At 26.4% G+C, this 25,197-nt stretch carries 20 protein-coding genes; 18 read left to right on the top strand and 2 right to left on the bottom strand.

The annotated features are described in order from the left end of the window. Positions 1–223 precede the first annotated feature (223 nt). From mraZ to ligA, 18 genes are all read left to right on the top strand, one after another. Positions 224–691 carry a division/cell wall cluster transcriptional repressor MraZ gene (gene mraZ, locus SAR11_RS00170; RefSeq protein WP_006997875.1) on the top strand — a complete coding sequence of 156 codons (468 nt, stop codon included), beginning with the start codon at positions 224–226 and terminating at the stop codon, positions 689–691. A 2-nt stretch (positions 692–693) separates the two neighbouring features. Continuing rightward, complete coding sequence (gene ftsZ, locus SAR11_RS00165; protein ID WP_011281425.1) at positions 694–2,181, top strand: cell division protein FtsZ; 1,488 nt, start codon at positions 694–696, stop codon at positions 2,179–2,181. Positions 2,182–2,199: 18 nt separating this feature from the next. Next, the gene (gene rsmH / locus SAR11_RS00160) at positions 2,200–3,210 is read left to right on the top strand and encodes a 16S rRNA (cytosine(1402)-N(4))-methyltransferase RsmH (protein WP_006997877.1); all 1,011 of its coding nucleotides are present in this window, start codon (positions 2,200–2,202) and stop codon (positions 3,208–3,210) included. Beyond that, positions 3,207–3,515 carry a hypothetical protein gene (locus tag SAR11_RS00155; protein ID WP_011281424.1) on the top strand — a complete coding sequence of 103 codons (309 nt, stop codon included), beginning with the start codon at positions 3,207–3,209 and terminating at the stop codon, positions 3,513–3,515. Before rsmH ends, SAR11_RS00155 begins: the two co-directional genes overlap by 4 nt. Further along, the gene (locus tag SAR11_RS00150) at positions 3,502–5,184 is read left to right on the top strand and encodes a peptidoglycan D,D-transpeptidase FtsI family protein (RefSeq protein WP_027307127.1); all 1,683 of its coding nucleotides are present in this window, start codon (positions 3,502–3,504) and stop codon (positions 5,182–5,184) included. Before SAR11_RS00155 ends, SAR11_RS00150 begins: the two co-directional genes overlap by 14 nt. A gap of 7 nt (positions 5,185–5,191) precedes the next feature. Next, the gene (gene murF / locus SAR11_RS00145; RefSeq protein WP_011281422.1) at positions 5,192–8,038 is read left to right on the top strand and encodes a bifunctional UDP-N-acetylmuramoyl-L-alanyl-D-glutamate--2,6-diaminopimelate ligase MurE/UDP-N-acetylmuramoyl-tripeptide--D-alanyl-D-alanine ligase MurF; all 2,847 of its coding nucleotides are present in this window, start codon (positions 5,192–5,194) and stop codon (positions 8,036–8,038) included. Then, positions 8,028–9,113 carry a phospho-N-acetylmuramoyl-pentapeptide-transferase gene (mraY, locus tag SAR11_RS00140; RefSeq protein ID WP_006997881.1) on the top strand — a complete coding sequence of 362 codons (1,086 nt, stop codon included), beginning with the start codon at positions 8,028–8,030 and terminating at the stop codon, positions 9,111–9,113. The genes murF and mraY overlap by 11 nt, the downstream gene beginning before the upstream one ends. Beyond that, complete coding sequence (murD, locus tag SAR11_RS00135) at positions 9,113–10,408, top strand: UDP-N-acetylmuramoyl-L-alanine--D-glutamate ligase (RefSeq protein ID WP_011281421.1); 1,296 nt, start codon at positions 9,113–9,115, stop codon at positions 10,406–10,408. The genes mraY and murD overlap by 1 nt, the downstream gene beginning before the upstream one ends. Continuing rightward, positions 10,405–11,529: an FtsW/RodA/SpoVE family cell cycle protein gene (locus SAR11_RS00130; RefSeq protein WP_011281420.1), complete on the top strand. Its 1,125-nt coding sequence runs from the start codon at positions 10,405–10,407 to the stop codon at positions 11,527–11,529. Before murD ends, SAR11_RS00130 begins: the two co-directional genes overlap by 4 nt. Then, entirely contained in the window at positions 11,530–12,600 is a 1,071-nt protein-coding gene (locus SAR11_RS00125) for a UDP-N-acetylglucosamine--N-acetylmuramyl-(pentapeptide) pyrophosphoryl-undecaprenol N-acetylglucosamine transferase (protein ID WP_011281419.1), read from the top strand. Further along, positions 12,590–13,984, top strand: coding sequence for a UDP-N-acetylmuramate--L-alanine ligase (gene murC / locus SAR11_RS00120; protein ID WP_011281418.1), 1,395 nt, complete (start codon positions 12,590–12,592; stop codon positions 13,982–13,984). The genes SAR11_RS00125 and murC overlap by 11 nt, the downstream gene beginning before the upstream one ends. Then, positions 13,954–14,892 (top strand): UDP-N-acetylmuramate dehydrogenase, encoded by a 939-nt coding sequence (gene murB, locus SAR11_RS00115; protein ID WP_049752871.1) that lies wholly within the window; start codon positions 13,954–13,956, stop codon positions 14,890–14,892. The genes murC and murB overlap by 31 nt, the downstream gene beginning before the upstream one ends. A gap of 1 nt (position 14,893) precedes the next feature. Next, the gene (locus tag SAR11_RS00110; protein WP_011281416.1) at positions 14,894–15,808 is read left to right on the top strand and encodes a D-alanine--D-alanine ligase; all 915 of its coding nucleotides are present in this window, start codon (positions 14,894–14,896) and stop codon (positions 15,806–15,808) included. After that, positions 15,789–16,466, top strand: a complete 678-nt coding sequence (locus SAR11_RS00105; RefSeq protein ID WP_011281415.1) for a cell division protein FtsQ/DivIB — start codon at positions 15,789–15,791, stop codon at positions 16,464–16,466. Before SAR11_RS00110 ends, SAR11_RS00105 begins: the two co-directional genes overlap by 20 nt. Further along, the gene (locus SAR11_RS00100; protein WP_011281414.1) at positions 16,466–17,575 is read left to right on the top strand and encodes a cell division FtsA domain-containing protein; all 1,110 of its coding nucleotides are present in this window, start codon (positions 16,466–16,468) and stop codon (positions 17,573–17,575) included. Before SAR11_RS00105 ends, SAR11_RS00100 begins: the two co-directional genes overlap by 1 nt. A 65-nt stretch (positions 17,576–17,640) precedes the next feature. After that, positions 17,641–18,561, top strand: coding sequence for a UDP-3-O-acyl-N-acetylglucosamine deacetylase (gene lpxC, locus SAR11_RS00095; protein WP_006997890.1), 921 nt, complete (start codon positions 17,641–17,643; stop codon positions 18,559–18,561). 38 nt (positions 18,562–18,599) lie between these two features. Continuing rightward, a complete protein-coding gene (locus tag SAR11_RS00090; RefSeq protein WP_011281413.1) occupies positions 18,600–19,448 on the top strand; it encodes an outer membrane protein assembly factor BamD in 849 nt (282 codons plus the stop codon). Between the two features lies 1 nt (position 19,449). Beyond that, the gene (ligA, locus tag SAR11_RS00085; RefSeq protein ID WP_011281412.1) at positions 19,450–21,480 is read left to right on the top strand and encodes an NAD-dependent DNA ligase LigA; all 2,031 of its coding nucleotides are present in this window, start codon (positions 19,450–19,452) and stop codon (positions 21,478–21,480) included. Here ligA and SAR11_RS00080 read toward each other — a convergent pair. Together SAR11_RS00080 and SAR11_RS00075 are read right to left on the bottom strand one after the other, a co-directional pair. Then, positions 21,463–23,157, bottom strand: coding sequence for an aminopeptidase P family protein (locus SAR11_RS00080; RefSeq protein ID WP_011281411.1), 1,695 nt, complete (start codon positions 23,155–23,157; stop codon positions 21,463–21,465). The genes ligA and SAR11_RS00080 overlap by 18 nt on opposite strands. Continuing rightward, the gene (locus tag SAR11_RS00075; RefSeq protein ID WP_011281410.1) at positions 23,154–25,190 is read right to left on the bottom strand and encodes an ATP-dependent helicase; all 2,037 of its coding nucleotides are present in this window, start codon (positions 25,188–25,190) and stop codon (positions 23,154–23,156) included. The genes SAR11_RS00080 and SAR11_RS00075 overlap by 4 nt, the downstream gene beginning before the upstream one ends. Between the last annotated feature and the right edge of the window lie 7 nt (positions 25,191–25,197).

The raw sequence follows: 25,197 nt of genomic DNA, 5'->3' as shown, positions 1-25,197 counted from the left end.
ATGTTCACCTTTTGATTCATAATTGAATCATTTCTGTTCTTATTTTTAGTCTTAGAATTGTATTGAGTTAAAACTAAAAATTGATTTTTGACTTTATGTAGATACATAAAAGTTATCTACAATCATTGCCAAATAAGCCTAAAATGAACATATTGACTCTATCTTTAAAAACCCATATTGTCCCATATATTCCCAAATATGGAATTTATGAAATATAAAAAATATGTTTTTATCTACTTACGAGAACAAAATAGACAAAAAGGGAAGGGTATCTGTGCCTGCTAGTTTTAGATCTCACCTTTCTAACTTAGGATACAATGGTGTTATCTGTTATCCCTCATTTAATAATCAGTCTATAGAAGCTTGCTCACAAGATAGAATTGAAAAACTTTCTGCAAGTATAGATTCATTAAGTCCATTTGAAGAAAAAAGAGATTATTTTGCAACATCAATTTTATCTGAGAGTATGAATTTACAATTTGATAGTGAAGGTAGAATTTCATTATCAACAAAATTATTAAAACATGCAAAAATAAAAAATAGCATGTTGTTTGTTGGTCAAGGTCAAACATTCCAAATATGGGAACCAGCAGCATTTGAAAAATTTAAGATCAACGCAAGAAAAAAAGCAAATCTAAATCGTGCAAGTCTTAAATGGGAAAAACATTTTAATAACAATGAGGGGAAATAAAAATGACAATTAACTTTAAATCACCAGAAATAAAAGAATTACAACCAAGATTATTAGTAGTGGGAGTTGGCGGAGCAGGTGGAAATGCACTTAATGAAATGATTGATAATGGACTTCAAGGAGTAGAGTTCATAGCAGTAAATACAGATGCTCAAGATTTAAAGTTAAGTAAAGCTAAAGCAAGAATTCAAATTGGCCTAAGTTTAACAAAAGGTTTAGGTGCTGGAGCAAAACATGACATTGGTCAAGCAGCTGCAGATGAATCTTTAAATGAAATTGTAAATACTCTTCAGGGTGCAAACATGGTTTTTATAACTGCTGGTATGGGTGGTGGAACTGGCACAGGTGCTGCACACGTTATTGCAAGAGCTGCTAAAGAATTAAATATTTTAACAGTAGGTGTTGTAACACTTCCTTTTTTATATGAAGGGCCATCAAGAATGAGAAGAGCTCAGGTAGGCCTAGAAGAATTAAGAAAACATGTGGATACAATTATTGTAATTCCAAATCAAAACCTATTTAAGGTTGCAAATGAACAAACTACATTTGAAGAATCTTTTAATCTTTCAAATAATGTTTTAATGCAAGGTGTACAGAGTGTGACCGATCTTATGGTTAGACCAGGTATAGTTAATCTAGATTTTGCTGATGTTGAAACTGTAATGGCTTCAATGGGTAAAGCAATGATGGGAACTGGTGAAGCTGAAGGAGAAGGTAGAGCAGCTAAAGCAGCAGACATGGCAATTAGCAACCCATTGATTGATGATTATACGTTAAAAGGTGCGAAAGGATTACTAGTAAATATTACCGGTGGTAAGGATCTTAAACTTTTTGAGGTTGATGAAGTGGTTAATAAAATAAGAGCTGAAGTAGATCCTGAAGCAGAGGTGATTATTGGTGCTATTACATCTGGCGACCTTGATGGAAAAATTAGAGTATCAATAGTTGCAACGGCACTAGATGGACAACAACCAGAAAGTAAATCTGTAATCAATATGGTTCACAGAATACAAAATAGAAATCCTGGTTATTCAGATTTTAACAGTGCTAGTTCTGCTCAATCGTTTAATTTTTCACCTACAATGACTAGCCCTATTTCTCATGGAGCAAATGCATTAAAGTTAGAAAATGAAATAATTGCAGAACCAGTTACAAATACTACATCATCAGAAATGATGAATGAGCAAACTGTTAGCAATCAAGAAGTTGAAAGTATTGTTGAAAACAATCAATCAAATGATTATGAGCAATCTTTTTCAGAGGAGGCACTTACAACTGCAAAGCCTGAAGAAAATAGCCCAATGGAGGAGGAGCATGTTTCTAATGGACTTGAAAACTTTGGTGTAGAAGGTGAAGACGCGCCAGATCTATTTAGTTCGGATAGTGCAACTTCAGAGACAGAAGGATTTTTATCAACTGAAACTTCGGAAAATACCTCAGAAGATGATGATCTAGAAATTCCAGCATTTTTAAGAAGACAAAAGAATTAATGGTCTTCAAAAAAATAAATGATAGCCACCATAATACCAGATGTGAGAAATCATTATCCGGTATTGCTAAGTGAAATAATTAGCATTATTACCCCTCAATATGGTGGCACATTTATTGACTGTACGTTTGGTCAAGGCGGATACACAAAAAGAATATTAAACTTTCCTGAAACAAAAGTAATTGCATTAGATAGAGATTCTGAGAGCTCTATAAAAGCTCAAGAACTTCAAAATAGTTTTGAGGATAGGCTATTATTTAAAAATATAAAATTCAGTCAATTAAACAATCTAAAGTTAAAACATGAAAATATAAAAGCTGTAATTTTTGATTTAGGGTATTCCTTGAACCAGATTAAAGACCCAAAAAAAGGTCTTTCATTCGATAGCATTGGTGAACTTAATATGAAAATGGGTATAAATGAATTTTCAGCAAAAGAAGCAATTAATCAATTAGATGAAAAAGAACTTACCAAAATATTTAAATATTTTGGGGATGAAGCAGACAGTAAAAGAATAGCACACAATATTGTTGAAGACAGATCTAAAAGAGAGATCACAACAGAAGAGCTAGTTAGGATTATAGAATCTTCGAAAAGAAAAAGAAATTATAAGACACATAGTGCAACTAAAATTTTCCAAGCATTAAGAATATTTGTAAATAAAGAAATTAGTGAACTAATTTATGGATTAATTAATGCTGCTAAAGTTGTTAAAAAGGATGGAGTTATTGCAGTTGTAACATTTCATTCTTTAGAAGATAAAATTGTTAAATACTTTTTTAAAAGTTTATCTGAAAATAAAAGCATCTCAAGACATATGCCAAAAACAGAAGAAAAATTAAATTTATTTAAATCTGTTATAAAAAAACCAATAGTACCAAGTGATAAAGAAATTAGAGAAAATCCACCTTCTAGATCAGCCAAGTTACGTTATGTAATTAAAAAAGAAGATTTTTTTGATTTTGAAACAGATATCTTGGATAAATTTAAACATTTAATTGACATTGAAAATTTGTCAAAAAAACTATGAAACAATTAGTGGTAGCTGTTATTTTAGTATTAATATTAATTACATCACTTATTAAAAATTCTACAAAAGAAATAGAAGATCAAATTTTTATAGTTAAAGAAAATATAAGACCTTTAAAATCGGAACTTGAAGATGTATTGCTTGAGTTTAACTATTTGAGCTCTCCTGAAAAACTAGTTCAGTATCAAACGCAATATTTTGAAAAAGATTTAATCAAAATTGAAATTATGAATATTAAGGAAATCTTTAAAAATAATGAAACTTTAGAAATAAAAGACTTAATCAGCAAAAATGGAAATGAATAATAAAAAGAATATTATTCTAGAAGAATATGAAAATGAATTTTCATATAAAAAAAGTAAAACTAATTTAGACATACAATTTAATAGAATAGCGTTTATTTTTTTTGTTTTTTTGGTGATTTCAGTAATTTATTCAATACAATTGCTTCATTTAGGCTCGTTAAAAGAAGAAAATACCAAGGAATTCTCAACTATAAATAAAAACTATAGAGCAGACATACTTGATAGAAATGGAAATTATTTAGTTAAAACAGTTAAGTCGATAGATATTGGTATTAACCCTATTGAAGTAATTGATAAAAAAAAACTATTAATTAATTTACAGTTAATATTCCCAGATAAAAACTATGAAGAGATTACTAAGAAGCTTGAAAAAAATAAATTCTTTTATTTGGAAAAAAAAATATCTTCTGACAATTATGAAAAAATTATGTTACTTGGAGATAAATCAATTAAGTCAGAAGAAAAATTAACTAGAATTTATCCTCAAAAAAATCTCTTTAGTCACATCATTGGTCAAATAGATGATGACAATAAAGGTATATCAGGACTTGAAAAATCCTTTAATGAAAAATTAAAACAAACAAATAAACCACTTAAATTAACAGTAGATACTGACATACAATTTTTAATTAGAGAAGAGTTAGTAAAGTTTCAATCTATATTTAGAAGTAAAGGTAGTACAGCAATTTTGATGAATGTTAATAATGGAGAAATTATATCTATGGTTTCATATCCAGATTTTGATCTAAATAAAAGAGAGAAGATAGTTGATCTCAACTTTATTAATAGAGCAACAAAAGGAGTGTATGAGCTGGGCTCGGTATTTAAAACTTTTACAGTAGCAGCTGGATTAGAGGAAGGCTTAATTGATACTGACACAGAATTTTTAAATTTAGAAAAAAAACTACAATGTGGAAAAAGTAGTATTTCTGAATATGACAATAAAATACCATCAGATCTTACTGTAGAACAAATTTTAATTAGGTCTGGAAATATAGGATCTGTAAGAATTGGACAAAAATTAGAAATTATTAAATTAAAAGCTTTTTTAGAAAAAATTGGAATCTTAAGTAAAATAAATTTTGACATAGAGGAGGTTGGAGAGCCTATTCCATTTAAGTGGGGAAAATGTAAACTTGCGACAGTGTCTTTTGGACATGGAATAACTACCACTCCATTACAATTAGCAAAAGCTTATGCAATAATTTCAAATGGTGGTTTTGCTATTGAGCCCAGCTTAATAAAAAAAGAATTAAAAGATCCTGAAAAAGAAAGAAGAATAATCAAAGCTGGTATTTCAGAGAAGATAAATCCAATACTTAGAAAAATTGTAAATACTAAAGAAGGTACAGCAGGACTTGTAAACATTGAAGGTTATGAAGTTGGTGGAAAAACAGGAACTGCTCAAAAAACAATAGTAGGAGGTTATTCTAAAGCAAAAGTAAATACATTTGCAGGTATTTTCCCCACTTCTAAACCTAAATATGTGCTGATAGTTCTACTTGATGAGCCAAAAACTTCATCAGACTACGTATATGAATATAAAAATAAAAAAGGTTCATATAAAGGAACCCCATTTAATACAGCAGGGTGGACATCTGTTGAAGTAGCTGGAAAAATCATAGAAAAAATTGGGCCTATTTTGGCCACAAAACATATAGAAAATTAATACTTATATGTTGATTGGCAACTTCCTTAAAAATATTAAAAAAGAATTTAAAAATCATCAGTTTGCTGGTCTTAGTTTTAACAGTGAAGATTGTAAAAAGAATTATATTTTTTTTGCAATCCAGGGAACAAAATCAGATGGAACTAAATTCATAGACCATGCAATTAAAAAGGGTGCAACAGTTATTATTTCAGAGCAAAAATTTGAAGGTATTAAAAATAAAGTGTTATTTTTAAGATCAAAAAATGTAAGAAAAATATTATCAGAATTATCATATAAGACAAAAAAAAATATACCTAAAAATTTAATTGCTGTAACAGGAACAAATGGAAAGTCATCAATTGCAGATTTTTATTTTCAGCTACTCAACTTAGGTAATAAAAAAGTAGCTTCTATTGGAACATTAGGAGTTAAGACAAAAAATAGTTTAAAGAAAGTTTCTAATACAACATTAGATCCAATTAAATTAAGCAAAATATTAAATGATTTAAAAAAACAAAAAATTGACAATGTTATAATGGAAGCTTCTAGTCATGGTCTTAAGCAAAATAGACTTGATGGTTTAAAATTTAATACTACAATTTTTACAAATTTGTCTCATGATCATTTAGATTATCACAAAACATTTAATGATTATCTCAAATCAAAGTTATATCTTTTTGAGAAGCTATTAAAACCTAGAGGAACTATCATCACCGATAGTAAAATTCCCGAATATAAAAATTTAAAAAGAATATCGCTAAATAATAAATTGGATCTTCAGGCTTTATCAAAAAGTAATAATGGAATAGATATTTATTCTCATCAATTTAGGGATGATAAACAAATAGTCGAAATTAAATATAATCAGAAACATTATAAATTAAAAATAAACTTAATTGGTAAAATTCAATTAAAAAACTTATTTATGGCAATGCTTGCTGCTAAAAAAAGTAATTTAAAATTTGATCAAATAGTAAAATTAGCTTCAAGAGTAAAATCAGTAATTGGTAGGTTTGAAAAAATTGGAACTTTAAAAAATAATTCAAAGGTTATTTTAGATTATGCTCATACACCTGATGCATTAAAAACTTGTTTGACTAATTTGAAAGAACAATTTGAAAATAAAAGAATTTTCATTGTATTTGGATGTGGTGGTAATAGAGATAAAGACAAGAGACCCATAATGGGAAAAATAGCCAATCAATATTGTGACAGAGTTTATTTAACTGACGACAATCCAAGAGACGAAAATCCAAAAAAAATAAGACTAGCTATTAAAAAAACTATTGATAAATCAAAAGTTTTTGAGATTTCAAGCAGGTCTAAAGCTATTCATAAGGCTATATTAGACTTAAAAACTGGTGATATCTTAGTTATTGCAGGCAAAGGTCATGAACAGACACAAGATTATGGAAATTTTGTAAACAAATTTTCTGACAGATTAGAAATACTTAAGAATATTAAATTAAAAAATAAAATTCTTTCAACTAATATTAAAATAAATATTTTAAAAGAAATCAGCAACTCTCCCCAAATTAATTCAAATATAAAAATAAAAAATGCATCAATTAATTCAAAAACAATAAAAAAAAATGACATATTTTTTGCAATAAAAGGAAATAATAAAGATGGAAATCTATATGTTAATGAAGCTTTCCAAAATGGTGCATCATTAGTAATAGCTAACAATCAAAAAAAATCTAAAAAAAAAATTGTAGTAGATGATACATTGCAACTTTTAACAGAGGCTTCATCAAAATTAAGAGAAAATTTATCTAGTAAAATTATATCTATAACAGGCAGTTGTGGAAAAACTTCTCTTAAAGAATTATTAGGAAAAACTTTAAGTAAGATTAGTAATGTAACTTATTCACCAAAATCTTTTAATAATAAATTTGGTGTACCATTAAGTTTATTTAATCTAAAAAAAAATGATGAATTTGGTATTTTTGAGATTGGAATGGATAAAAAAGGTGAGATTGATTATCTATCAAAAATTATCAAGCCTGATGTGGGTGTTATTACAAATATTTCCTACGCACATATTAAAAATTTTAAAAACATTCATCAAGTAGCTTTAGCAAAGTCAGAAATTATTAATAATATAAAAACAAATGGAATTCTTGTTTTAAACCAAGATGACAGATTTTATAATTTACATAAAAAAATTGCCAAGAAAAAAAACATAAATATTTTTACATTTAGTTTAAAAAATAAATCAGCAAATATTTATCTAGAAAAAATAGTTAAAGAAAGATCTAAATACAAAATATTTGTAAATGTTAATAAAAAACAAATTTATTTTTATGTAAGATTAATTTTTGAAAATAATTTAAAAAACTTATTAGCCACAATTGCAATTATATCAATTTTTAAAGATACACAAAAATTAGAAAAAAATATATTTCTTGATTATGAGATGACAAAAGGCCGTGGTGATATTATAAAGGTTAAATTAAAAAAAAAGAGTATTTACATTGTAGATGAGAGTTATAACTCTAATCCATTATCATTAAAGTCTGCTATAAAAAATTTTGATGAATTAAAAATTGATAATTCTAAAAAAAAATTAATACTGAGTGACATGTTGGAGTTAGGAAATTATTCAAAGAAACTACACTTAGAGGCTGGCAAAGAAATTAATAAAACTTCTCTTAAAAATATTAATGTAGTGGGTAAACATATTTTACATACTTATAAAAACCTTGATAAGCACCGAAGAGGGGTCATTTTGAAAGATAAGTCTAAAATAATTGATTTGATTAAAAATGATTTAAATAATAATGATTATTTAATGATTAAGGGCTCAAACTCTACTGGACTTAACAATCTAGTTAACAAATTAAAAACTGGAAAGTTTAATGCTTTATAGTCTTATTACGCAATTAATTGATCAATATAGTTTTCTAAATGTATTTAAGTATTTAACATTTAGAACGGGCCTTTCAATGTTTACATCAATGTTTGTAGTTTTATTAATTGGCACTCCTTTTATTAAATTTTTTTCAGCAAGAAAAATATTAAATCCAATAAGAGATGATGGTCCTACTGAACATATCGTTAAGAAAATTGGAACACCAACAATGGGAGGTGTTTTAATTTTACTTGGACTTTTTTCAGGAATATTACTTTGGGGTGATTTATCAAATTACCATATATGGTTTTTGTTATTTATTGTTTCGGGGTTTGGGCTATTAGGTGCATATGATGATTATAAAAAAATTAAGTTTAAAAATTCATCTGGCGTTTCATTTAAATTTAAGATTATTTCTCAAATTTTAATAGCCATTGTTGGAATTTATGGTTTAACTCAATTATCTCAAAACACTGAACTTACCAATTTATATTTTCCTTTTTTTAAAAATTTAATTATTAATCTTGGATGGTTTTTTATTCCATTTTCAATTTTTATAATTGTTGGATCCTCCAACGCAGTTAATTTAACAGATGGTTTAGATGGCTTAGCAACGGTGCCAGTGATATTAGTTGCAGCATGTTTTGCATTTATTAGTTACGTAACGGGCAATATTGTATTTTCTGAATATTTAAATATTCCCTATCTTGAAGGTATGGGGGAAGTTTCAGTTTTTTGTGGATCAATTATAGGAGCTTGTTTAGGATTTTTATGGTTCAATGCTCCACCTGCTAAAATATTTATGGGTGACACTGGTTCATTAGCATTAGGTGGATCTTTAGGGGCAATTGGTATTATTACTAAACATGAGATTGTTTTAGCAATAACAGGAGGGTTATTTGTACTAGAAGCTGTATCAGTTATAATCCAAGTATTTTCATTCAAACTTACAGGTAAAAGAATTTTTAGAATGGCACCTATACATCATCATTTTGAAAAAAAAGGTTGGGCAGAATCAACAGTTGTAATTAGGTTTTGGATTATATCAATAATTTTAGCAATGATTGGATTAGCGACATTAAAACTTAGATAATGTTAAATCTAGAAAAAAACTTTTTAAAAAAAAAAATACTGATTTATGGTCTGGGTAAAAGTGGTCTATCCACTTATAGTTATTTAAAAAAAAATAATATTATTAGTTTATATGATGATCAAATAATTACTAAAAAAAATATAAAAGATACTCACACAACATACAAAGAAATAATTAAAAAAGAATTTGACTGTATTATAATTAGTCCAGGAATAGATATTAATAATTGTAAATTAAGTAGATTTTTAAAAAAAAACCATAAAAAAATTTATACAGATTTAGACATTTTTTATAGTCGATATGCTTTTAATCAAAAAATAACTATTACAGGAACAAACGGAAAATCAACTACCGCTAAGCTTTTGTACGATATATTAAAGGATCAAAAAAAAGATGTTCGTTTAGTTGGCAATATAGGAAATCCAGTTTTACTTGAAAAAAAGATCAAAAAAGACACTTTATTTGTAATAGAAGCTTCATCCTATCAACTAGAATACAGCAAGTTATTTAAAACAAATATATCTTTAATCTTAAACATTTCACCAGATCACCTCGAAAGACACAAGACTATAAATAAATATGTAAGTGCTAAATTTAAATTAATAAAAAATCAATCTAAAAATGATATTGCAATTTTAAATACAAAAAATTTTTACATTAAAAGAAAATTAAAGCAAAAAAAATTTGCACCATCAATTTTGAAAATAGAAAAATATATAAGTGATAGGTTTATTAAAAAAATTGATAATCATTATTTTGATACAGATGGTAATAAAGAAAATTTGACATTTGTGCTGAAGGTTTCAAAGATATTAAAGTTAAAGAATAACTTGCTATTAAAATCATTAAAAAATTTTAAAGGACTAAGTTTTAGACAAGAAATAATTCATAATTCTAAATTTTTAAAAATTATTAATGATTCTAAAGCAACAAGCTTTTCTTCATCAGAAAAATTATTGAAATCATTAAAAAATATTTATTGGATAGTAGGTGGTTTACCTAAAAAACGAGATAAATTTCTACTTAAAAAAAACGATTGTAAAAAGATTAAATTATACATTTTTGGTAAAAATCAAAAATTTTTTATTAATGAATTAAAAAATAAGATGGCGTTTAAATCATTTTTAAATTTAAAGAGTCTAATTGCTAAGGTTTTTTTAGATATTAAAAATGAAAATAATTTTATTAAAAAGACAATTCTTTTTAGTCCAGCCTCTGCATCATTTGATACTTTTAAAAACTTTGAAGAAAGAGGTAGATATTTTAATAAACTTATTAAAAATTATATAAAATGATAAATAATAGTTCGCTCAACTCAATATATTATAACTGGTGGAAAAATATAGATAAAACAATTTTTTTATTGATAATAATTTTGTTTAGTTTGGGTTTATTTTTTTCTTTAGTTTCAACTTCATTTATTGCTTCTGATAAATTAGATACAAATAATTATTTTTTCTTTTTTAAACATTTGGTATATATTTTCATTGGCTTGTTGACCTTAGTGTTTTTCTCTTCTCTAAGTGAAAAGAATCTTTTTAGATTCTCTATTTATCTTTTTTTTATTACTTTATTTTTTTTATTTTTAGTGCCAATTTTTGGTACTGAAGTTAAAGGATCAAAAAGATGGTTAAATCTTTTTTTTCTTCCTCAATTTCAACCAATTGAATTACTAAAACCATTTATAATTATTTTTGTGGCAACAATTTTATGTAGTGAAAAAAATTATAATATTTATATCAAATACTTATTGACTATCATTTCTATTATCCCAACTGGGTTACTATTAATAATGCAGCCTGACATCGGACAAACACTTTTGGTGTTTTTATCCTGGGTAATATTAGTTTTTGTATCTGGCATAAACTTATTATTCATTTTATTATTTATAAGTCTTTCTATTATAAGCCTGCTATATGTAGTTTTTTTTATCCCAAAATTTATTTATATTAAAAGTCGTATACTTTCTTTCTTCAACCCTGATGGTGGAACCCATAATTTTCAATCTGATAAAGCTATAGAAGCAATTAGTAGTGGTGGTTTTTTTGGTAAAGGAATAGGAGAAGGTACCTTAAAAACAAGAGTTCCAGAGGCTCATACCGACTATATAGTTTCAGTTATTTCAGAGGAGTTTGGTGTTATTGCAATAATATTTTTATTAATTTTATTTTTATTTTTTATTTATTCTGTTTTTAAAAAAATTTATTTAGAAAAAAGTGAAAAAAATAAACTAGTGCTAACTGGATCAATAAGTCTAATAATTTTTCAAGCATTAATACATCTTGGGGTGAATATAAGACTATTTCCTACAACTGGAATGACATTGCCATTTTTAAGTTATGGAGGTTCTTCAATTATAGGAGTTTCTATATTATCTGGAATAATTTTAAATTTAACAAAAAGAAAAATTAATTAAATGAATAAAAAAATACTAATTAGTACTGGTGGATCAGGAGGTCACGTTATACCCGCAACCATAATATATAAACATTTAGAGGACAATTTTGATGTTTCAATGACATCTGACTTTAGGGGTGTCAAATTTTTAAACAAAGATGAGTATAATTTAAAAATATTTAATGTGAGGCCAATTTCAAAAAACTTATTAATCATACCACTTGATTTTATTTTTATGATATTTTTGATTTTTAAATCAATTTCTTTTTTTAGAAAAAATAAAATTGATACATTAATTTCAACAGGTGGATACATGTCACTACCCTTATGCTTAGGAGCTAGAATTTTAAATATTAAGCTGTTGTTATTTGAACCAAATATGGTTTTAGGTAGATCAAATAAATTTTTTTTAAGTTACTGTCAAAAAATATTTTGTTATTCTAATAATATCAAAAAATTTCCTATTAAATTTAAAAATAAAATTAAAGTAATTCCAGCATTATTAAGAAAAAATTTTTATAATAAGAGAGATTACAATAAATCCTTAGATACAATTAATTTACTTATAATAGGCGGTAGTCAAGGAGCTAAAATATTTGATGATTTAGTTAAAAATGCAATTATTGAATTAGCTAAAAACTATAAACTAAAAATTTACCAACAAACTAATTCTATTAACTTTGAAAGTTTTAAAAAAATTTACGAAGATAAGAATATTCAATGTGAATTATTCAATTTTAACGATGATGTCGTAAATTTTATGCAAAAAACAGACCTGTGCATTACTAGAGCAGGAGCATCAACATTAGCAGAGTTAAATTTTACTGAGACTCCATATTTAGCAATACCTTTGCCAACTGCGAAAGATAACCATCAATTTGAAAATGCACATTTTTATAATAAACTTGGCTTTAATTGGTTGTTAAATCAAAAAGAAATAGATGAGAAAACATTACTCAATAAACTAATTAATATTATTGATAATAAAGAAGAATATCTTGTTAAAAAAAAGAACATGAAGGATTTTAACTATGAAAACACATGGAATAATATAAATCTGAAAATTATATCTGTTATTAATGAAAATTGAATTAGCTAAAACTGAAATTATACATTTTGTTGGTATAGGGGGTATTGGAATGAGTGGCCTTGCACTCATTATGAAAAGGATGGGATTTAATGTTCAAGGGAGTGACGTCCTTGGAAATAAAAATATTGAAAGATTAAAAAAAGATAAGATTAAAATTACAATTAGTCATACTAAAAAAAATATAGCAAAAGCAACAATTGTTGTCATTTCGTCAGCTATTAAAAATAATAACCCTGAATTAATTGAAGCCAAACTAAAACAATTACCTATTTATAAAAGAGGAGAGATGTTGGCAAATATAGTCTCTTTAACAAAAAATATAGTTGTTACCGGTTCACATGGAAAAACAACAACTACATCTTTATTAGCCTCAATATTTTCAAAGACAAAATTGGACCCAACAATTATTAATGGAGGTGTCCTTAATGCAATAAAAAATTCTGCAAAACTAGGTAAAAGTGATTGGTGTATATTAGAAGCTGATGAGTCAGATGGTAGTTTTATACATGTGCCACCAACTTATTCTATAGTAACAAATATTGATCGTGAGCATATGGATTTTTATAATTCAATGAAAGATCTTAAAGAATTATTTATAAAATTTATCAATAAGGTCCCTTCGTTTGGGAAGTCTTTTATTTGTATAGATGACAAGAACAATAAAGATTTATTAAGTAAATTAAAAATGAAGAATTATTATACATATGGAACTGATAATAAATCAAATTTCTATATTAAGAATATAAAACAAGAAAAAGAATATTCTCAATATGATTTAGCTATAAATTTGCCAGGAAAAAAGAATTTAACTATAAGAAAAATTAAATTACCATTATTAGGAATTCACAATATTAGAAACTCTACAGCAGCAATTGCTGTGGCAGTAACAATAGGAATATCACAAAATATAATCAAAAAAGGATTAAAAGAATTTAAGGGTGTTCAAAGAAGATTTAATAAAATTTTTACACATAGAGAAACTAATTTTTATGATGATTATGCCCATCATCCAACTGAAATTAGAGAAGTATTAAATGGTGTGCGAGCTGCTTATAAAAATGAAGAAGTGATTTGCATATTTCAACCACACAGAATTTCCAGATTAAAAGATCTTAAAAAAGAATTCAGCTTATCATTTAAAAAAGCTGATGTTGTAATATTATGCCCTATTTATACCGCTGGAGAAAAAATAAAATTAGGTTTTAAATATAATAATTTTGCAAAAGATATTGTTAAAAATTCAAAAGTAAGATTGTTTATGGTTGAAGATCAGTACCAGTTAGCAAAATTTATTAAAAATACTATTTTTGGCAAAAAGATAGTTGTTGGTATGGGTGCTGGTACAATTTCAGCATGGATGAGACAATTACCAGAATTGATCTAATGAGCATTGAAGAAATAAGAAAATTTTCTAATGAAATTAGTAGTAAAATTAACTTTGATTATGATTTAAAAAAGAGCAATTGGTTTAATATTGGTGGACAAACTAAAGTTTACTTTAGACCAGATAATTTACCTGACTTAATTTTGTTTTTAAAAAAATTTGGAGAAAAAGAAAAAATACATATTTTAGGTGCAGGTTCGAATACTCTTATAAGTGATGAAAAATTTGATGGTGTTGTTATCAAACTAGGAAAAAATTTTTCCAACATCTCTATATTACCAAATGATGTCATTATAGCTGGCAGTGCCTGTCTTGATAAAAAGCTTTCTGATTTTGCACTGAATAATGGAATAGGTGGATTTGAATTTTTAGCATGCATACCTGGTACTATAGGTGGTGGATTAAAGATGAATGCTGGATGCTTTAATAAAGAGTTTAAAGATGTGCTAGTATCAATCCAAGCAATTGATAAAAATGGACAGGTTTTTACAATACCAGCGAGTAAAGTTATATTTAAATACCGAAGCAATGATTTAAAAGAGGACTTAATTTTTTTAAGTGCATCTTTTAAAGGAACAAAAAAAAATAAAGAAGAAATAGAAAACGAAGTTTTAGAATTAAAGAAAAAGAAAGATAAAGCACAACCAACAAAATTAAAAACAAGTGGTAGTACATTCAAGAATCCAATTGATCAAACTGATAAAAAGGTCTGGAAGCTGATAAAAGATTCTGTACCACTAGATATAAGCTTTGGGGATGCTCATATTTCAAATAAGCACTGTAATTTTTTTGTAAATAAAAATAATGCTAGTTTTGAGGATATGAATAAATTGATTGAATTTGTTAAGATAAGTGTGGAAAAAAAAACTGGAATAGTGCTAGAAAAAGAAATTAAAATTTTAAAATAAAATGACAAAAAAAATCTTAATATTATCTGGTGGTATATCTAAGGAAAGGTTAATTAGCTTAGATACTGGAAAGCAAGTTGCCAAAGAGTTAATTAAAAATGGATATAAGGTTTTAATTAGTGAGCCTGATAAAAATCTTTCAAAGAATATCACTTCATTTAAACCAGATGTTATTTTTAATGCGCTACATGGACAATTTGGTGAGGATGGATACATTCAAGCAATTTTAGAGACTAAAAAAATTCCATACACACACTCAGGTGTAATTGCATCATCAATAGCAATGGATAAAGAAATTTCAAAAAAAATTTTTATAAAAAATAAAATACTAACTCCGAAATATATTAAATTTAATCATAAAAAAAATAAACTTAACATTATAAAATTAATTGAAAAAAATTTAAAATTCCCTGTAGTAGTAAAACCTATAAATGAAGGGTCTAGCGTTCATGTATATATTTGTGACAAGACCAATATATTAAAAAACTTAAAAGTATTAAAAAGTTATAATGAAATATTAATTGAGGAATTTATACCAGGTAGAGAAATCCAAGTTGCAATAATGAATAATAAATCACTTGGTGCAATTGAACTTGAGCCTAGAAGAAAGTTTTATGATTATGAGGCAAAATATAATTCTAGTGCTAAGACTAAGCACTTAATTCCTGTAGATTTGAGTAAAAATAATCTTGCTAAAATTACTGGCATAGCAAGAGCAGCTCATAAAATTATAGGTTGTAAAGGTGTTACAAGATCTGACTTTAAATTTTTTAATGGGAAGTTTTATTTGTTAGAGATTAATACTCAGCCTGGAATGACTAAACTTTCATTAGTCCCTGAGATTGCAAAACATAAGGGTATAAGCTTTATAAAATTAATTGAATGGATTTTAAAAGATGCATCAATCAATAGGTAAAAAAAATAAAATAATAATTTATTTATTATTTTTATTCATTTTAAGCACTACTAGTGCAAAATTTATTAACGATCAAAAAAAATTATCTTCATCAATAACTAAAATAAACATTACAGGTCTTTCTGAGAGAAAAAATTTGGAGATCTTAGATAACCTTAATAACCTTTTATACAAAAGTATATTTGTCATTAATGAGGAAGAAATAATAAAAATTTTAGAAAAACATAATATTATACAAGAGTTTAATATAAAAAAAATTTACCCATCAACACTTAACATTAAAATTAAACCAACTAAATTAATTGCTCGAGTTTCTAATAATAGTCAATATCTAGTAGGTGCCAATGGTAAGTTAATTGAAGATAAAAGTAACAACGAACTACTCCCATACATTTTTGGTGAATTTAATTCTCAAGATTTTTTATCATTTAAAAAAAATATTGAAAAATCTATGTGGTCTTTTTCAAATTTAAAAGAATTATCTTTTTTCCCATCAGGTAGATGGGATATTTTAACTGATAAGGATATTTTGATTAAGCTACCACAAGAACATATTGTAGCGTCATTAAACTTATCTAAGGAACTTATCAATAATGATAATTTTAAAGATTTTAAATTTATTGATTTGAGAATTAAAAGTCATTTAGTTGCTAAGTAATGAGTGATAAAAAATTTCAAATAATAATTGACTGTGGTTCTTCAAAAATAAGAGCAGGCGCATTTAATGAAGAAAGTAAGAATAACCCTTTTTTTATTGAGAGTAATTTTTATACAGAGCAATTTAATCTTAAACCAGATATTCAAAAAGTTATTGCATCGCTAGAAAAATCCTCAAATGAATTTATTGATAATATAAATTTGATGATAGATAGTTCAAAAACGATTTCTATTGCAATTTCTGTATTTAAAAAAATTGAAGAACTGAAATTAAGACAAGATGATATCATATTTTTAATTCAAGAAGCAAAGCAGCAAATAAAAAAATATTATTCAGATTATAATATTGCACACATAATTATAAATAATTATAAAATTGATAATGTTGATTATTCTGAGTTACCAGATGAAATCGATTGCCAATTTATATCGCTAGACATTATTTTTATCTGTCTTCCAAGTGAATTAGTCTTTAGATTTAAAAATATTTTTTCAGAATTAAATATATCAATTAATCAAATAATTTGCTCTAGTTATGCAAAATCAATTAATTATAAAAATAATTTAAATTTAACAGGAGAGGTATCTTTCATTGATATTGCTTTTAAAAAAACATCAATTATTTCCTTTTATAATGATAAATTAATCTTTTTGGACGTTCTGCCGATAGGTGGAAACCATATTACTAAAGATATTTCTCTACTTTTAAAAATTGATATTAATGAAGCAGAAAAACTTAAATTAAATTTTGAAAAAAATAACGAACATACTGATAATCCAAATTTTTCTTTGGAAATGCTACAAAAAATAGCTTTTGCTAGAACGGAAGAGATTCTTGAATTATGTGATAAATCTCTTGTCTCAAATGCAAAGGTAAAGACCCAATCTAAGATGATACTGATGGGAGAAGGATCAAAAATTTTAGATAATAAATTTAAAGATAAAATTTCATTTTCTAAAGATATTGATTTTTTAGAGGAAACCCTAGGTGATGTTTGTCAATCTGGGTATAAACTAAGAAAAATGTATGACAAACAAGAGGTTGTAGTTGTGCCAAAAAAACAAATAAAACAAGGTTTTTTTGAAAAACTTTTTCATTTTTTCAAATAGACTAGTATTTTCTCGTAACATTTGTTGTTTTTCTAAATTTAAACCAATTATTTATAAGAATAATAATGTCTGTTCTTAATCAAAAAACTATCAATAGAGATATTATTTTTAAAGGCGTTGGGCTTCATAGTGGAGCAAATGTAACTATGACGGTTAAGCCAGCAAAACCAAATTCGGGAATCCTTTTTAAAAGAGTTGATTTAAAAGAAAATAATATAGTAGTTCCAAATATTTTTAATGTTAGTAGTGCAGTATTTTGTACAACCATAGCAAATGAAAGTGGGGTTAGTATTTCAACAATAGAGCATTTAATGGGAGCATTATATGGTTTAGGAATTGATAATGTCCTAGTAGAGATTGATAATCAGGAAGTACCAATTCTTGATGGGTCAGCAAAAATTTTTATTGAAGAAATATCAAAAGCTGGAATAAAAAGTAGTGAAGCGCCAATAAAGATTATTAAAATTGAAAAAAGAATTGAATTTAATGATGGTAAAAAAACAATTTCTATAGAGCCAAGCAAAGTTAGTTTGGATATAGATTTTGAACTAAAATATGAAAATAATTTAATTGGAACGCAAAGAAATTTAGTAAGTGTATTCGAGTCAGATTTGACTGATATTTATAATTCAAGAACCTTCTGTCTTTTTGAGGATATTGCAAAGCTAAAAGAAATGGGATTAGCTCAAGGAGGAAGTCTTGAAAATGCAATAGTTGTTAAGGACAATGAAATTTTAAATGAAAAAGGTCTTAGAAATAAAAAAGAATTTGTAAACCATAAGATTTTAGATTGTATGGGAGATTTATATCTAGCAGGTTATAAAATAATTGGAAAAATTATTTGTTCTCAAGGAGGGCATAAATTAACTAACCAATTATTGAGAAAAGTTTTTCAACAAGACGAAAATTTTTCATTAATAGAGATTACAGAAAAACATTTGCCAAATACCTTCATAAATAAGAGTCACCTAAGATCTATTGCTTAAAAAATAGAGTTTTATTCATAATCTGTTAGAATAAGACCATGCTTTCAAAATTAAAAATTATACTTCTTTTAATCACTTTTACCTTTATTTGGTCTTGTGGAGATAAAACAAAAAAAATATCTGAAATTGTAGAAGTGGATATGGAAATGCAGATGTCAGATGCATACAAAGAGGGTTATTTTGAACTTCAAAGAGGAGATGTTTTATTAGCAGCTAAAAAATTTAATGAGGCTGAGTTGTTATTTCCACAGTCACCCTGGGCTGCAAAATCTGCAATTATGGCAGCTTATGCATACTATACTCAATATTATTACAGTGATGCAATTTTTGAGTTAGAAAGATATTTAGTAACATATCCAAATCATAAAGATAAAGTTTATGCACATTTTCTTCTAGGTATGAGTTTTTATGAACAAATAGTTGATGAAAAAAAAGACTTAAAATCAATATTAGATTCTAAGGAGCAATTTGAAACTATAATTAGAGATTATCCTAGTACAGAATTTGCCATGGATGCTAAATTTAAAATAGATTTAATTAATGAAATTTTAGCAGCAAAAGAGATGTACATAGCTAGATATTATCTAAAAAAAACTAAGTGGATTCCAGCACTTAATCGATTTAAAACAGTTGTTAAAGATTACAATACAACCATTTATACAGAGGAAGCTCTTCATAGACTGGTTGAAATTAATTATAGACTTGGATTAATTAATGAGTCAAAAAAATATGCAAGCACTTTAGGATACAATTACCAATCTTCTGATTGGTATAAAAATTCTTACAAAGTATTTAATAAAGATTATAGAGATGGTGTAAAAGAATTACAAAAAGATAAAAAGAAAAAGATAGGTTTAATAAAAAGATTTAAGGGATTGTTCGAGTAAAATGAATGATAAAGATCTTGAAATTGAATACTTAAAAAAAATTGATTTATTTCAGAGACATAACAAGCATTATTATGATAAAAACAAACCTATCGTATCAGATCAAGAATTTGATCTTTTAAAAAAAGATATAATAGATTTAGAGAGAAAATATAAATTTTTAAAAAGTGAATATTCTCCCACTAAATCCATAGGATTTAAACCATCAAAAAACTTTCAAAAAATAAAACATAAAGTTCCGATGTTGTCGCTTGGAAATGCTTTTAATGAAGAAGACTTAAAAAATTTTGAAAAAAAAATAATTAATTTCTTAAGTTTAAAAGATGTAAATACTATCGAATATAGTGCTGAACCAAAAATTGATGGAATATCTGCATCCCTAATTTATATTGATGGAAAATTAACCAAAGGGCTTTCTAGAGGAGATGGTAATGAAGGAGAGGATATTACACAAAATTTAAAAACCATTAAGGATATACCTTTAGAGATTACTAAGAGTAACTTCCCTAAAGAAATAGATATTAGAGGTGAAGTTTTTATAGAAAATAATGATTTTAAAAAAATTAAAGACAAATTTGCAAACCCTAGAAATGCTGCTTCTGGATCATTAAGACAAAAAAATTCATTAATAACTGCAAAAATTCCATTAAAATTTATTGCTTACACATATGGTTATGAAAAAAAAATGAATATCAAAAATCAAACAAGTTTCTTAGAAAATTTAAAATTATGGGGGTTTAAAACAAACCCATTTAATAAAAAAATTATTGGGGTTAAAAATTTAATGTTAAATCATAAAGAATTAGAGGAAAAAAGAAAAGAGCTGGCATTTGATATAGATGGAATTGTTTATAAAGTTAATGATTTTGATTTACAAAAAAGACTGGGTTTTGCTGCTAATGCACCAAGATGGGCGATAGCACATAAGTTTTCAGCTAATAGCTCAATTTCAGAAATAATGAATATTGAAATACAAATTGGTAGAACGGGGGCACTTACCCCGGTTGCAAAAATTAAACCAGTTAATATAGGGGGAGTAATTGTTTCAAATGCAACGCTTCACAATGAAGATGAAATTGTTAGAAAAGATATAAGAGTAGGGGATACGGTCACTGTTGAAAGAGCTGGAGATGTAATTCCACATGTAGTTTCAGTAGATTTAAAAAAAAGAAAACAAAATTCAAAGAAATTTATTTTTCCATTAAAGTGCCCATCGTGTGGAAGCAAAACAATTAAAGATTATAATGAGACAACTAAAAGACAGGATGCTGTAAGAAGGTGTGCTAGTGAGGGGTTTGAATGTGAAAAAATTGCCATAGAGAGAATTAAACATTTTGTTTCTAAGGACGCATTTAACATAGACGGATTTGGCAAGAAAATTGTTGAAAATTTTTGGAATCTAAAATTAGTAAGACTTCCACAGGATATATTTAAGCTTAATTATAATAAAATAGAAGAACTCGAAGGATGGGGAAAATTATCAGTTGCTAATTTAAGATTCTCAATTGAAGAAAAAAAAAATATTTCTCTAGAGCGATTTATTTATTCATTAGGAATAAGACATATTGGACAAGAAAATGCTAAGCTTATTGCAAGACACCTTAAAACAGCATCTAATTTTTTTAGATTATCAGGTGAAAAGAATATTGAAAGTTTATCTAATATTGATGGAATTGGAATAACTCAAATTCAATCCATTAAAAAATTTTTTCTAAATAAAACTAATCTTAAAGTGCTGTCTGAGTTAGAAAAAAATTTATTAATCAAAGATGTAATTTTAATTAATAATAATGGATTGTTGAAAAATAAAACTTTTATGTTAACTGGGAAGTTAAATGGAATAAGTAGGGCGGAGGCAAAATCATTGATAGAACAAAATTCAGGAAAAATAATTAGTAACGTTAATAAAAAACTTGATTATTTAATTGCTGGAGACAAACCAACTCTAAAAAAAATAAACACAGCTAAGGAGTGGAATATAAAAATTATTAATCAGACAGAATGGTTAAAAATGTTAAATAAGAGTGGCTAACCACTTTCTTTCTTTTTTATTAAGTAAACTAGAAAATTCTGAATAAATATTTAAATGATATTTAAACAAGTAATCTTTTTCTATTTTATTTAATAACTCGTAGTTAATTAAATCTTTTTCTAACGGAGCAAGTGTGAGGTTTTCAAAGTTAAAGCTTCTTTTGGTTTTTTTGGCATAGATTAAGTTTTCGATCCTAATACCAAAGTGGTTTTTTTTATAAAAACCTGGTTCATTACTCAGGATCATTCCATTTTTTATCTTTATCGAATTATGTTTTGAGATAGATTGAGGTCCTTCATGGACGTTTAAAAAAAAACCAACTCCATGGCCTGTTCCGTGAGCATAATCTTGACCTTCTTTTTTTAAATATTTTCTAGCTCTTATGTCGATTTTTTTTCCAGTGTCATCTTTATTCAAATTTGTTAAGGCAACTGCAATATGTCCTTTTAATACGTTCGTATAAGCATTTTTGATAAATTTATTTTGTTTTGAGAATGAAATAGTCCTCGTAACATCTGTAGTACCGTAATGATATTGTCCACCAGAATCTACCAATAAAATATCATTCTGTTCAATTTTTTTAGTTGTTTTTTTATTAGCCCTATAATGAACAATTGCCCCATTTGAGCCAGCGCCAGCAATAGTGTCAAAACTTGGAAATAAATAATCTTTATTTAGTTTTCTGAATTTTTCTAATTTGTTTTGTGCATACACTTCTGTAATTTTTTTTTTATTAACATTTTTAATCCAATAAATAAATTTTGTTAACGCTAAGCCATCTTTTTTATGGGCTTCGATCATATGTTTTATTTCATTAGAATTTTTCATTGATTTTAATTCATAAACAGGATCATCAAATTTAAGTATATTAAAATTTGATTTAATTATTTTTTCATAAAAAATCGAGCAGGTTTTATTATCAATAATAAAATTTTTACCTTTTAAATTATCTAAAAATTGTGGAAGTGATTTGATTGGTAAAATTTGTTTTTTTTTAATCTTTTTATCTAATAGAAGATTTTTTAATTTTTTTTCATTTGCTATTAAAAAAAATTCTTTTTTTTTATTTAGTATCAATCTTGCATTTGCAATTGGGCTATTTGGATTATCATATCCACGAATATTCAAAAGCCATGCCACATTTTCAGGTGCAGAAATGAAACAATAATCTGCTTTGTTTTTTTTAAGAAATCGCACTACTTTAGAAATTTTATAACTATATGGCTCACCTGCAATTTTTGTGTCTAAAGAGTAGAATGGTTTAGTAGGTTTTTCTTTGAATTTAAATATTTGGTCAATTAAGTTTTGGTCAATTGAAATTAAGTTATTATTCTTGAAATATTTATTAAGTAATTTTGATGTAAATAGTGTTGGGTCATAGCCTAAATTAAAATTCTTAATAATTGTGTGAGGCAGTTTTTTATGAATTTCAATAATCTTAAAATTTTTAGATGATTGTTGATGCGCTTGAATAGTATACCTTCCATCGACAAATAGATAATTTTGTTTTTTTAAAACTACTGTAAAACCTGCAGAACCTGAAAATCCTGTAATATTCTTTAACCTATCATTTTTTGCATATTCAGAAAAATATTCATCATTTTTTGGAATAATATAACCATCAATGTTATATTGTTTAAATTTTTTTCTTAGAATTTTTATTTTTTTTAAAATCATTTAATTCTTTTTTGATATCTTATCCATCCAGGACTTCTAGTTCCTTCTTCAATTTCAAAATCTTGATTAAATTCAAAATCTTCTTCATTATCTTTAGAGTCGTCAAAAAAAGAATTCTTTTCTAAAAATTTTTCTGGTAATTCCTCAATAAATCTTGAAGCCATACTATCTATCCAATTTCCTTGATAAAACCTATTCATAGCAAAAGATATCAGTGCTTTTTTTTTTGCCCTTGTTATTCCCACATATGCCAATCGCCTTTCTTCTTCAAGCCCATTTTGGCCTTTCTCTTCAATGGATTTTTGGTGTGGGAAAAGACCTTCTTCCCAACCGGGTAAGAAAACCACATCAAATTCAAGTCCTTTAGATCCATGCATTGTCATCATGTTAACTTTTTCCCCATCCCAATCCTGATCAACTGAGGTGGCAAGAGCCACATGTTCTAGAAAATTTTCTAAATTATCAAAATCTTTCATCGCACTTAAAAGCTCTTTAATATTTTCAAGTCTGTTTTCATTTTCCAAATCTTTTTTGTTTTTTAACATACTTGAATAACCAGATTCATCTAAAACTAGTTGTAATAATTTAACATGGTTAATTTTTTTAATATTAATGTCATTCCTCCACTTATCCATTAAGAATAAAAAAGAGCTTAGACCAATTTTAGTTTTGGGTTTAATTAAATTTTCTTCAATTAATTTTTTAGAAGCAATTTCTAAACTAACAGCGTTTGTTTTTGAAAACTCATGAATTAATTTTATAGTACTTTCTCCAATTGCTCTTTTGGGATTATTGACTATTCTATCAAAAGCTAAATCATCTTTTGGCTGGTGAATCAATCTTAAATAGGCAACACAATCTTTAATTTCTGCTCTTTCATAAAATTTTGTCCCACCAAGAATTCTGTAGGGTAAGCCAATTTTTAAAAATCTTTCCTCAAATTCTCTTGTCTGAAAAATAGCTCTAACTAGAATAGCAATATTATTAAAAGAATATTTTTTTTTAAGTTTTTTTTCAATTTCATCAGAAACCCCTATTGCTTCATCTTTTCCATTCTTAAAACAATTAAGCTTAACAAGATCTCCTTCCTCCATAGTTGTCTTTAAAGTTTTTCCAACTCTGTTTTGATTGTTAGCTATAAGATTTGAAGCAACAGATAATATATTTTGTGAGGAACGATAATTTTCTTCTAATCTTATTACTTTTGAATTTTTATATACTTGATCAAACTCTAAGAAATTTTTTATCTCTGCTCCACGCCAACTATAAATGGATTGATCATCATCTCCAACACAGCATAAATTTTTATGCTTTTCTGAGAGCAAGTTTAGCCATCTACTTTGTATATAATTAGTATCTTGATACTCATCTACAAGTATATATTTAAAATTATTTGAATAAATATTTCTAATGTCATGATTTTTTTCTAAAATTTTAACCACGTGTAAAATTAAATCTCCAAAGTCACATGCATTTAAATCTAATAACTTTTGTTGATAAATTTTATATAGAGGACGTATAGTTCTTTCAAAAATATCATTTTTATTGATAACGACTTCATCTGGATGGAAGCCTTTATTTTTCCACCTATCAATTATTGAAAGAATAAATTTTGGGGCTAATTGTTTTATGTCTATATTTTCAGCTTTACATATATTTTTGATTAATCTTACCTGGTCATCTGTATCAATAATTGTAAAGTTTGAAGTTAATCCAGCTGCTGGTGCGTGCTTTCTAAGTAGTTTTGCACATATAGAGTGAAAGGTTCCAAGCCAAGAAAGTCCTATAGCCTCAGAATTTAATATTGAGCTTACTCTGTTTTGCATTTCTTTTGCAGCCTTATTAGTAAAAGTCACTGATAAGATTTGGTTTGGAAAAGCTTTTTTTTCGTTGATTATATGAGCAATTCTTGAAGTGAGAACTTTCGTTTTTCCAGATCCAGCTCCTGCAACAATTAGTAACGGTCCATCAAGATATAAAACAGCTTCTTTTTGAGCATTATTCAGGTTGTTTAAATATTCAGAGTTTATCATTTTTTAA

It is taken from the genome of Candidatus Pelagibacter ubique HTCC1062, assembly GCF_000012345.1.
GTDB classification, from domain to species: domain Bacteria; phylum Pseudomonadota; class Alphaproteobacteria; order Pelagibacterales; family Pelagibacteraceae; genus Pelagibacter; species Pelagibacter ubiqueversans.
This window is presented reverse-complemented; position numbering and strand designations above follow the sequence as displayed.